General features: G+C 70.8%; 10 protein-coding genes. 6 read left to right on the forward strand and 4 right to left on the reverse strand.

The features are described from left to right. From VGR06_RS23655 to VGR06_RS23670, 4 genes are all read left to right on the forward strand, one after another. A partial coding sequence (locus VGR06_RS23655) for a cobaltochelatase subunit CobN (RefSeq protein ID WP_327561302.1) occupies window positions 1–1,382 on the forward strand: 1,382 nt, incomplete at its 5' end. Then, window positions 1,379–2,821: a cobyric acid synthase gene (locus tag VGR06_RS23660; protein ID WP_327561303.1), complete on the forward strand. Its 1,443-nt coding sequence runs from the start codon at window positions 1,379–1,381 to the stop codon at window positions 2,819–2,821. The genes VGR06_RS23655 and VGR06_RS23660, both read left to right, overlap by 4 nt. A gap of 9 nt (window positions 2,822–2,830) precedes the next feature. Next, window positions 2,831–3,583 (forward strand): crotonase/enoyl-CoA hydratase family protein, encoded by a 753-nt coding sequence (locus tag VGR06_RS23665; protein WP_327561304.1) that lies wholly within the window; start codon window positions 2,831–2,833, stop codon window positions 3,581–3,583. 115 nt (window positions 3,584–3,698) lie between these two features. Continuing rightward, window positions 3,699–4,337 carry a TNT domain-containing protein gene (locus VGR06_RS23670; protein WP_327561305.1) on the forward strand — a complete coding sequence of 213 codons (639 nt, stop codon included), beginning with the start codon at window positions 3,699–3,701 and terminating at the stop codon, window positions 4,335–4,337. Here the strand turns inward: VGR06_RS23670 and VGR06_RS23675 are convergent. The 3 genes from VGR06_RS23675 to VGR06_RS23685 all read right to left on the reverse strand — a co-directional run bounded on the left by VGR06_RS23675 (window position 4,294) and on the right by VGR06_RS23685 (window position 6,149). Then, entirely contained in the window at window positions 4,294–4,533 is a 240-nt protein-coding gene (locus tag VGR06_RS23675) for a DMT family transporter (protein ID WP_327561306.1), read from the reverse strand. The genes VGR06_RS23670 and VGR06_RS23675 overlap by 44 nt on opposite strands. 90 nt (window positions 4,534–4,623) lie before the next feature. Then, window positions 4,624–5,229 carry an EamA family transporter gene (locus VGR06_RS23680; RefSeq protein ID WP_327561307.1) on the reverse strand — a complete coding sequence of 202 codons (606 nt, stop codon included), beginning with the start codon at window positions 5,227–5,229 and terminating at the stop codon, window positions 4,624–4,626. Window positions 5,230–5,306: 77 nt separating this feature from the next. Further along, window positions 5,307–6,149: a lysophospholipid acyltransferase family protein gene (locus tag VGR06_RS23685; protein WP_414637320.1), complete on the reverse strand. Its 843-nt coding sequence runs from the start codon at window positions 6,147–6,149 to the stop codon at window positions 5,307–5,309. A 92-nt stretch (window positions 6,150–6,241) separates the two neighbouring features. On the opposite strand from VGR06_RS23685, the gene VGR06_RS23690 reads away from it, so the two are divergent. Both VGR06_RS23690 and VGR06_RS23695 read left to right on the forward strand, forming a co-directional pair. Then, window positions 6,242–8,647 carry an FtsK/SpoIIIE family DNA translocase gene (locus VGR06_RS23690; RefSeq protein ID WP_327561308.1) on the forward strand — a complete coding sequence of 802 codons (2,406 nt, stop codon included), beginning with the start codon at window positions 6,242–6,244 and terminating at the stop codon, window positions 8,645–8,647. A gap of 170 nt (window positions 8,648–8,817) precedes the next feature. Next, window positions 8,818–9,711: a DUF559 domain-containing protein gene (locus tag VGR06_RS23695; protein WP_327561309.1), complete on the forward strand. Its 894-nt coding sequence runs from the start codon at window positions 8,818–8,820 to the stop codon at window positions 9,709–9,711. An 87-nt stretch (window positions 9,712–9,798) separates the two neighbouring features. Here VGR06_RS23695 and VGR06_RS23700 read toward each other — a convergent pair whose 3' ends face one another. Further along, on the reverse strand, window positions 9,799–10,308 hold the full coding sequence (locus VGR06_RS23700) for an amino-acid N-acetyltransferase (RefSeq protein ID WP_327561310.1): 510 nt from the start codon (window positions 10,306–10,308) through the stop codon (window positions 9,799–9,801). Window positions 10,309–10,310 lie beyond the last annotated feature (2 nt).

Consider the following 10,310-nt stretch of genomic DNA (forward strand, 5'->3'; position numbering starts at 1 on the left):
AGAAAGGCCCCCTTCATCGCACCCCGAGCGCTCAGGTAGCGGAGGTCTTGCGGTTCGCCGCCACCGAGATCGTGCCCCGGTTGGCCCGCACCACCGACGAGCTCGACAACCTGCTGCACGCCCTGGACGGCGGCTACGTCCCCGCCGGGCCGAGCGGATCGCCGCTGCGCGGGCTGGTCAACGTGCTGCCCACCGGCCGGAACTTCTACTCCGTCGACCCGAAGGCGATCCCCAGCCGCCTGGCCTGGGAGACCGGCCAGGCCATGGCCGACTCGCTGCTCGCCCGGTTCCGCGCGGACAACAGCGAGTGGCCGCGCTCGGTCGGCCTGTCTGTCTGGGGCACCTCCGCCATGCGCACCGCCGGCGACGACATCGCGGAGGTGTTCGCACTGCTGGGAGTGCGTCCGGTCTGGGACGAGGCGTCTCGCCGGGTCAGCGGGCTGGAGGTCATCCCGCTCGCCGAGCTCGGCCGGCCGCGGATCGACGTCACGGTCAGGATCAGCGGGTTCTTCCGGGACGCCTTCCCGCACGTGGTCTACCTGATCGACGACGCCGTCCGCACGGTCGCCGCGCTCGAAGAGTCCGAAGTGGACAACTATGTCCGTGCCCACGTCCACGCCGACCTGTCCACGCACGCCGACGAGCGCCGGGCGACGACCCGGGTGTTCGGGTCCAAGCCGGGCTCCTACGGCGCCGGGCTGCTGCCGCTGATCGACAGCCACAACTGGCGCGACGACACGGATCTGGCCGAGGTGTACGCGGTGTGGGGCGGGTATGCCTACGGCCGCGACCTGGACGGCGCCCCGGCCCGGCCGGACATGGAGGCGGCGTACCGGCGGATCGCCGTGGCCGCCAAGAACACCGACACCCGCGAGCACGACATCGCCGACTCGGACGACTACTTCCAGTACCACGGCGGCATGATCGCCACGGTGCGCGCGCTCACCGGCCGCGCGCCGGCCGCCTACATCGGCGACAGCACCCGGCCGGACGCGGTGCGCACCCGCTCGCTTGCCGAGGAGACCGCCCGGGTGTTCCGCTCGCGCGTGGTCAACCCCCGCTGGATCGCGGCCATGCGCCGGCACGGCTACAAGGGCGCGTTCGAGCTCGCCGCCACCGTGGACTACCTGTTCGGCTACGACGCGACCACCGGCGTGGTGGCCGACTGGATGTACGAGCGGCTCGCGCACACCTACCTGCTGGACGAGGAGAACCAGAAGTTCCTCAGCGAGTCCAACCCGTGGGCACTGCACGGCATCGCCGAGCGCCTGCTGGAGGCGGCCGAACGCCGGCTCTGGGCCGAACCCGACGAAGCCACCCTCAACGCGGTCCGCGCGCTGTACCTCAAGGCTGAGGGCGACATCGAGTCCGGGCCGCAATGAGCCTGCTGGTAGCCGGGACCACGTCGGATGCGGGCAAGAGCCTGGTCACCGCCGGCATCTGCCGGTGGCTTGTGCGGCAAGGGTTTCGGGTGGCGCCGTTCAAGGCGCAGAACATGTCGAACAACTCGATGGTGTGCCCGGACGGCGCGGAGATCGGCCGGGCGCAATGGCTTCAGGCGAAGGCGGCCGGGATCGTCCCCGAGGCCGCGATGAACCCGGTGCTGCTCAAGCCGGGCAGCGACCGCCGCAGCCACGTCGTGGTGCTCGGCCGTCCACACGGGACACTCGAGGCAGGGGAGTACACCACCGGCCGTGCGGGCCTCGCCGAGATCGCGTTCGACGCGTTCGACGAATTGTCGAAGCGCTTCGACATCGTGGTGTGCGAGGGCGCCGGCAGCCCCGCGGAGATCAACCTGCGGGCCGGCGACTACGTGAACATGGGTCTGGCGCGCCGGTTCGGCCTGCCGGTCGTGGTGGTCGGGGACATCGACCGCGGCGGCGTGCTCGCCGCCATGTACGGCACCTTGGCGCTGCTCGACGCCGAGGACCAGGCGCTCATCGCGGGCTGGATCGTGAACAAGTTCCGCGGTGACCTCGGCCTGCTCCGGCCCGGGCTCGACGAGTTGGCCCGGCGCACCCGGCGCCCGGTGCTCGGCGTGCTGCCCTGGCTGGACCGGGTGTGGATCGACTCCGAGGACGCCCTGGCCGCCGCGGGCTGGCGCGCCGAGACCGCGACCCTCAGCGGCCGGCCGCTGAGGGTCGCCGTCGCCCGCTTTCCCCGCGCCTCCAATGCAACCGACGTCGACGCGCTCGCCGCTGAGCCCGGTGTCGCGGTCACGCTGACCGCCGACCCCGACGTGCTGGCCGACGCCGACGTCGCGGTGCTGCCCGGCTCCCGCGCCACCGTCTCCGACCTGGCGTGGCTCCGCGAACGCGGGCTCGCCGACGCCGTCCTGGCCCGGGCCAGGGAAGGCCGCCCGGTGCTCGGCATCTGCGGTGGCTACCAGATGCTCGCCCGCACCATCGACGACGATGTGGAGTCCGGCGCGGGTCGCGTCCCTGGGCTCGGTCTGCTGCCCACGACCGTCACCTTTGAACAGGCGAAATCCCTCGGCACGTCAACGGGTCGCTGGCGCGACCATGAGGTGACGGCTTACCAGATCCACCACGGCCAATCCATAGTGGACGATGGAGTCGAACCGTTCCTCGACGGCTGCCGGGTCGGCCCGGTCTGGGGAACCACGTGGCACGGCGCCTTCGAAAACGACGCCTTCCGCCGCGCCTGGCTCACCGAGGCCGCTCAGCAGGCCGGACGGACCTGGTCCCCGGCTCCCGGCGCGCCAGGTTTCGAAGCGCTTCGACAGGACATGCTCGACCGCCTCGCCGACGCGATCACCGAGCACGTCGACACCGACGCCCTGCGCGCCCTGATCCACTAGCGTCGTCCCATGACCGTGACCTACGAGCGCATCGGCGCCGCGGCGGTGGTGACCATCGACCGCCCGGACCGGCGCAACGCCATCGACGGGCCGACCGCGGAGCGGCTCAACGCCGCCTACCGCAGGTTCGAGGACGAGGACGCCCGGGTCATGGTGCTCACCGGGGCCGGTGACGAGGCGTTCGTGGCCGGGGCGGACCTGAAGAACCTCGAATCGCTGGCCGGCCGGATTCACCTGCCCGAGGGGCCGCTGGGCATCACCCGGCTGACCGCCAGCAAGCCGACGATCGCCGCGGTCAACGGCTGGTGCGTGGCCGGCGGGTTGGAACTCGCGCTCTGGTGCGACCTCAGGGTCGCCGCCCGCTCCGCCCGGTTCGGCTGCCTGGAACGGCGCTGGGGCGTGCCGCTGCTGGACGGCGGAACCCAGCGCCTGCCGCGGATCGTCGGTCTCGGCCGCGCCCTCGACCTGATCCTCACCGGCCGGGTCGTCGACGCCGCCGAGGCGCACGCGATGGGCCTGGTCACCGAGGTCGTCGAGGACGGCGGCGCGCTCACCCGGGCGCAGGAGCTCGCCGAGCTGATCGCCGGCTTCCCGCAGGAGACCATGCTCGCCGACCGCCGCGCGGCGATCGAGGGCGGCGGCCTGGACCTGCAGGCCGGGCTGTGGCTCGAAGCCCGGCTCGGCGGCGCCACGGTGCTCGCCGGCCTCGCCGGCGCGCAGTGGTTCGCCGCCGGCGAGGGCAGGTCGGCCGCACCGGCCTGACCCGCGGGGACACCCTCGTCCGGCAGCCGAACGGGTGACAACCCTGCCGGCCGCCGCCTCCGCTCGCTAACGTAGGGATTCCCTTGCCACAGCAGCGTTTCCGGGAGGCCTCGCGATGAGATCGCGGCGCACGTTGTCCCTGCTCTTCGGCGTGTTCCTGCTCCTGTTCACCGCCGCCCCGATCGCCACCGCGGCCCCACCCTCACGCCTGGCCGAATGTTCCACCGAGCTCTTCCACGGCGACACCCGGCTCGGCCCGCAGAGCCTCCCCGTCCTCGGCCCGGTCGGCCACCAGCTGCACGGCTACCACCGCACCGGCCACGTCGCCGCGCCGCAGTTCCTGGCCACGTTCTACGACACCGCCGCGTCGAGCTGGCGCTTCCCGCCGCAGGACGGCTACGTGCTCGACCCCGACGGCAATCCCATCCGCTGGAACCAACTGCTGCGCATCGGCACCCGCATCGACCGCTACGGCAGCGAGTTCGGCTCCTTCCTCGCGCCGGAGGGTCTGCCCTACGCCAACCGCTCCATCCCGCCGCAGAACCTCGTCGGCAACCCCGCGGCCGGCTGCAACTACCGCGACTACCTGGTGACCCGCGACTTCACCGTGCGCGCCGGACCCATCGCGCCCTGGTTCCTCCAGCCCGGCCGCGGCCTGCAGTATCAGTTGGCCAGCGCCCTGATCCCCGGCGCACCCACCCCGATCAACGTCAAATGGTTGGTGGACAACGGTTATCTGGCCCGGCTGAACTAGCCCGCTGAACCAGCGCGGCCCCACCCAGCATCACCGCCGCACCGATCACCTGCACCACGCTCAACGACTGCCCGAGGAACGCCCACGCCACCGCGGTGGCCACCGCCGGCTCGGTCAGCCCCAGCACGCTGACCACAGTGGACGGCAGGTGCCGCATCGAGCTGATGCCCAGCAGGTAAGCCAACGACGTGCTCACCCCGACCAACGCAACCTCAGGGGACCGTGACGGCACCCAGCCACAATCCACCGAGGGTCCGCAGGGTTCATTGGTACGCAACCACAGCAGTTAATTTCGGAGAGGCGGAACAGTCGCCGCACCCGCGACCATGCCCCAGGTGACCAAGCCGAGCGGCGCCACGGTCCCCACCGCGCGCTCACCCAGCAGGAAGTACGACGCCGCCGCGAGACCGGTGCCGATCCCGAGCAGCAATCCGACCGCGTCCAGGGTGAGGCCCTGCCACACCCGCGCCAGCAGCGCCAGCCCACCCAGCGCCAGCACCGTCCCGGCCCAGGCTCGCGACGGCAGCATGGTGCCGCGCACGAACCGCACCCACAGCGCGACCAGCACCGGCGAGGTGAACTCCAGCAGCGTCGCGATCCCGACCGGAATCCTTGCCACCGTGGCGAAGTAGAGCAGCCCGTAGCCCACCACGAGCCGCCGGTCCGCCCGCCGGACCCGCAGCAGCTCCGGCCGGGCCACTCCGACCACCACCAGCAGGAGCAGCGCCGACAACCCGATCCGCGCCGCCGCCAGCTGCTCCGGTCGCACCCCGGTGTCCATGATGGACTTGGCCAGCGACCCGGCGGTGCCGGCGCAGCACGACGCCAGCACGACGAGGACGGTGCCCCGGGTCGCCGATCTCGTTACCGGTGCGACAAGTTGAGCGGTCACGCGGCCGAGTCTGACCGACCACCCCGACAGGCCCGGACCGTCGTGAGCGAGCTTGCGAGCGAACCATCAGGCACTGCTCAGGGAGCGGGACGCCAGGGGCTGACCGCGTCCGTCGGCCGGGTCGGGTCGTGGAACCGCGGCTTGTCGAGCTCCCCCTGGCGCAGCGGCACCAGCCCGTCGGTGATCGCCTGCATGATCCGCTTGTGCGCGCGCATCGCGTCGCCGGGCCGGCCCGCGGAGAGGTCCGACAGGTCCACCGGCCCGCCGATGTGCACCCGGAACGTGGGCCGGTTCACCAGCGCCCGGCCGAACGAGGTGACCAGCGGCTTGAAGTCGGCGGGCTTCGTCACCGTCTCCGTGCCCCAGTACACCGCCTCGTGCGCACCCCACTGGCTGATCGTCACCACCGGCACGTTGCCGGCCAGCGCCATCCGGGCCACCCCGGTCTTGCCACGCTCCGGCCACAGCCCGGGGTCGTGGCTGACCCGCCCCTCCGGGTACACCAGCAGCGGGATCCGCGCGGCCCGCAGCCGCTCCACCGCCCGCTCGAACGCCTCGATCACGTTGCTCTTGCCGCGGTCCACCCGGACGTGCCCGGCGCGGCGCAGGAAGAACCCGATCACCGGGGCGTCCAGCAGGCCGGCGGTGAGCATGAACCGCAGCGGCACCCCGAGCTTGGCGCTCACCGCGACCAGCACGAACGGGTCGAACATGCCGATGTGGTTGGCGGCCACCAGCACCGAGCGGCCGCGCAGCTCGTCCGGGAACCGCCCGGTGATCTCGAGCTTGCCGACCATCCGGACGAACCCGCGGTCCACCGCGGCGAGCACCCGCCAGTCCGGTGGGAACGACGTGGCCGTGCCGTTACGGCGTGTCGACTCGGTGAGCCGGCGAGACAGCGCAACCATGGTCGGGAGCATGGCATGCCCCAGGTCGTGCCGGGAGGTCCGGGCCGGTGTTGCTGTCGTGACCGGAGTGACTGGGGTGACGGGAAGGCACTACCGTGAAGAGCATGGCGTCCAGGACCACGAGCACGGGCAGGGCCCGAACCGGCACGGGTAAACGCCCGGCGGCGTCGCGGTCCCGGTCCCGGAAGCCCCCGGCGCGGCGTCCCCGGCGTGGTCCCGGCCCGTTCGCCCGTGCGTTGCGTGGCGTGTGGAACCTGCTGGCCAGGGGAGTCGGCGGGCTGGCCAGGGCGGTCGGCCGGGCCCGGGACATCGAGCCCGGCGTGCGCCGCGACGGGGTGGCGTTCGCGCTCATCGCGGTGGGTGTGGTGGCCGCCGCCGGAATGTGGTGGGGCACCGGTGGCCGGGCCAGCGCCTGGCTGGAAACCGGTGTGCGCTCGGTGATCGGCGCCGGGGCGATCGCGCTTCCGTTGGTGCTGCTGGTGATCGGCGTGGCGCTGATGCGCTCCGACCCCCAGCCGGAGAAACGTCCACGGCTGATCGCCGGCGCGCTGCTGTTCACCCTGGCCCTGCTCGGCATTCTGCACATCTTCAGCGACCTGCCGGACGACAACACGCACCGGATGTACGCCGGCGGCGCGCTCGGCTACGTCTCCGGCGGGCTGCTGGCGAAGGGTGTGTCGTCCTGGGTCGCGCTCCCGGTGCTGGCGCTGGCGCTGGGGTTCAGCGTGCTGGTGTTCACCGGCACCCGGCTCAAGGACATCCCCGCCCGGCTGCGCGAGCTGGGCATGGACCCGGACGACGCCGAGTACCCGCCGGAGGAGGAGGCGGTCAAGGAGGAGCCGGCCGAGGAGCCCAAGCCGCGCCGCCCGTCCCGGCGCCGGCAGGCGTCCATGGCCGAGCCGGACCAGCCGCCGCTCCCGCTCGAGGAGGAGCCCGCCCCGGCCAAGCCGGCGCGCCCGCCGGTCCAGGTCAAGGAGCACGCGCCGGTCAAGGAGACGCCGAGCAAGATCACCGTCACCCGGGTCGTCGACGGCGACTACAAGCTGCCCGACCCGGCGCTGCTCGGCACCGGGGCCGCGCCGAAGGCCCGCAGCCGGGCCAACGACCTGATGATCGAGGCGATCAGCGGGGTGCTCGACCAGTTCGACATCGACGCGCAGGTCACCGGCTTCACCCGGGGCCCGACGGTGACCCGGTACGAGGTGGAGCTGGGCCTGGGCGTCAAGGTGGAGAAGATCACCGCGCTGACCAAGAACATCGCCTACGCGGTCGCCACCGACAACGTGCGCCTGCTGGCGCCGATCCCCGGGAAGTCCGCGGTCGGCATCGAGGTGCCCAACAGCGACCGCGAGATGGTGCGCCTCGGCGACGTGCTGCGCTCCAAGACCGCGGTCGACGACCACCACCCGATGGTGATCGGCCTGGGCAAGGACATCGAGGGCCACATGGTCACCGCGAACCTGGCCAAGATGCCGCACCTGCTCTGCGCCGGCTCGACCGGCTCCGGCAAGTCGTCGTTCGTCAACTCCATGCTGGTATCCCTGCTCGCCCGAGCCACCCCGGACGAGGTCCGGATGATCCTCATCGACCCCAAGATGGTGGAGCTCACCCCGTACGAGGGCATCCCGCACCTGATCACCCCCATCATCACCCAGCCCAAGAAGGCCGCCGCCGCGCTCTCCTGGTTGGTCGAGGAAATGGAGCAGCGCTACCAGGACATGCAGGCCAACCGCGTCCGCCACATCGACGACTTCAACAAGAAGGTGAAGTCGGGCGACATCACCGCCCCGCCCGGCTCCGAACGCGAGTACCGGCCCTATCCCTACATCCTCGCCATCGTCGACGAGCTCGCCGACCTGATGATGACCGCCCCCCGGGACGTCGAGGACGCCGTGGTCCGGATCACCCAGAAGGCCCGCGCCGCCGGCATCCACCTGGTCCTGGCCACCCAGCGCCCCTCCGTCGACGTCGTCACCGGCCTCATCAAAACGAATGTCCCCTCCCGCCTGGCCTTCGCCACCTCTTCGTTGATCGACTCCCGCGTCATCCTCGACCAACCCGGCGCCGAAAAGCTGATCGGCATGGGCGACGGCCTCTACCTCCCCATGGGCGCCTCCAAACCCGTCCGCATCCAAGGCGCCTTCATCACGGATGAAGAGATCGCCGCCATCGTCACCTTCGTCAAGGACCAGGCCCAACCCGACTACACCGACGGCGTCACCGCCGCCAAACCTGGCGAAGCCAAGGAAATCGACCCCGACGTCGGTGACGACCTCGACGTCCTCCTCCAAGCCGCCGAACTCATCATCTCCAGCCAGTTCGGCTCCACCTCCATGCTCCAACGCAAACTCCGCGTCGGCTTCGCCAAAGCCGGCCGCCTCATGGACCTCCTGGAAACCCGCGGCGTAGTCGGCCCCTCAGAGGGTTCGAAAGCCCGCGAAGTCCTCATCAAACCCGACGAACTAGACGCCACCCTCATGATCATCCGCGGCGGACCTGTCCCTGATTAGCGCGTGTCCCGCCCTCACGTAGCCGTGTCCCGCCTTCGCGTAGTCGTGTCCCGCTTTCGCGTAGCCATGTCCCGGTTTCGCGTAGCCGGGGTTTTCCACAAGCCGACCACTTGTCCACAGCCAATGCTCAATCGCGTCCAGGATCGGGGCGCACATCGCATCCTGGATGTATGAATGAACCGCTTCACGGCGCCCAACTCCGCCGCGACCTCGTAGCCCGGTTCGGTGAGCACGCGGTGCGAGTTGCGCTGCGCGACGGCCTGCTTGATCAGCCGTGGCGTGGTGTCTTCGTGCCAAGAGACCGAGCCACTCGACTGGAGACGCGGGCAGCCGCGGCACTGCTTGCCGTCCGTGGGCAGGCAGTCCTATCCGGACGGACCGCAGCCGCGCTGCACGGCTGCACCGCCGCGGAGGGCGACAGCGACATCCATGTGACCGTCCCCTACGAGTGCCGAGCAGACAGGCGACCGGGTCTCATGGTGCACCATGACCGCTTTGTCGAAGCCGACATCACGACACGGATGGGCATGCCGGTCCTGGTTCTGGATCTCGTCATCGCCGATCTGCTGTGTACCGAGCCACGCCGGCTGGCCTTCGCCTGCGCCGATCAGGCACTTGCGGCGTTGCCGGCAAATCAACGGGGAACATTTCGCGCCGAGGTGGACGACAGGTTGATCACTCGCGATGACCGGCGCGGGACCCGCCGCGCCGAGGTGTTGCTCGCTCTTGCCACCGGGCTCGCCGAATCGCCTCCCGAAAGCTGGATGCGCTTGCTGGTTGCGGATGCCGGATTCCCGCTCCCAGAGCCGCAGTTCGAGGTCCGTGACCTGGAGGGGCGGTTGGTCTATCGGCTCGACATGGCGTGGCCGGAGTTCCGGGTCGCGCTCGAGTACGACGGCTACGAGGCGCACGAGGGTAGGGCCGAGGCCGACGCGGATCGGGACAGGCGCCTTGGAGCGCGAGGATGGACCGTGGTTCGGGCGACCGCACAGGATCTGCGCAAGCCTGATCGCGTGCTGGGCGAATTGCGGAGGGTTCTCGCGGCCCGTGGGCGCGCGGCATGACTACGCGACGCCGTGACATGGCTACATGAAAGCGGGACACGACTACGCGAAGCCGGGACACGACTACGCGAAGCCGGGACACGCGGGTTAGAGCTCGAGGAGCATGCGGGTGTTGCCGAGGGTGTTCGGTTTGACGTACGGGAGGTCGAGGAACTCGGCGACGCCTTCGTCGAAGGAGCGGCGGATTTCTTCGTAGACGAAGGGGGAGATCGGGGTGCCGGCGATCTCGACGAAACCGTGGGCGGCGAAGAACGCGGTTTCGAAGGTGAGCACGAACAGGCGGGACAGGCCGAGGTCCTTGGCGGCGGTGATCAGTTGCGAGACCAGCAGGTGGCCGATGCCGCGGCCGGTCAGGTCGGGGGCGACGGCGATGGTGCGCAGCTCGGCGATGTCCTCCCAGAGGACGTGCAGCGCGCCGCAGCCGACGATCTCGCCAGAAAGCTCGGCCACCCAGAACTCCTGGACGTCTTCGTACAGCGTGACCAGCTGTTTCACCAGCAGCACCCGGCCGGCGTAGGCGTCCACGAGGGCCTTCATCGCCCGCACGTCGGTCGTGCGGGCACGCCGCACGACCACCCTTGAACTGTCGGTCTCCATTG

The sequence above is a fragment of the Actinophytocola sp. genome (assembly GCF_036002505.1).
In the GTDB taxonomy this organism is placed as follows: Bacteria; Actinomycetota; Actinomycetes; order Mycobacteriales; family Pseudonocardiaceae; genus DASYTH01.

What these genes read in the sequence shown, in the direction of transcription:
- VGR06_RS23660 (WP_327561303.1), top strand. Translation starts at nt 1,379, where the DNA reads ATGAGCCTGCTGGTAGCCGGGACCACGTCGGATGCGGGCAAGAGCCTG.
- VGR06_RS23665 (WP_327561304.1), top strand. Translation starts at nt 2,831, where the DNA reads ATGACCGTGACCTACGAGCGCATCGGCGCCGCGGCGGTGGTGACCATC.
- VGR06_RS23670 (WP_327561305.1), top strand. Translation starts at nt 3,699, where the DNA reads ATGAGATCGCGGCGCACGTTGTCCCTGCTCTTCGGCGTGTTCCTGCTC.
- VGR06_RS23685 (WP_414637320.1), bottom strand. Translation starts at nt 6,149, where the DNA reads ATGCTCCCGACCATGGTTGCGCTGTCTCGCCGGCTCACCGAGTCGACA.
- VGR06_RS23690 (WP_327561308.1), top strand. Translation starts at nt 6,242, where the DNA reads ATGGCGTCCAGGACCACGAGCACGGGCAGGGCCCGAACCGGCACGGGT.
- VGR06_RS23695 (WP_327561309.1), top strand. Translation starts at nt 8,818, where the DNA reads ATGAATGAACCGCTTCACGGCGCCCAACTCCGCCGCGACCTCGTAGCC.
- VGR06_RS23700 (WP_327561310.1), bottom strand. Translation starts at nt 10,308, where the DNA reads ATGGAGACCGACAGTTCAAGGGTGGTCGTGCGGCGTGCCCGCACGACC.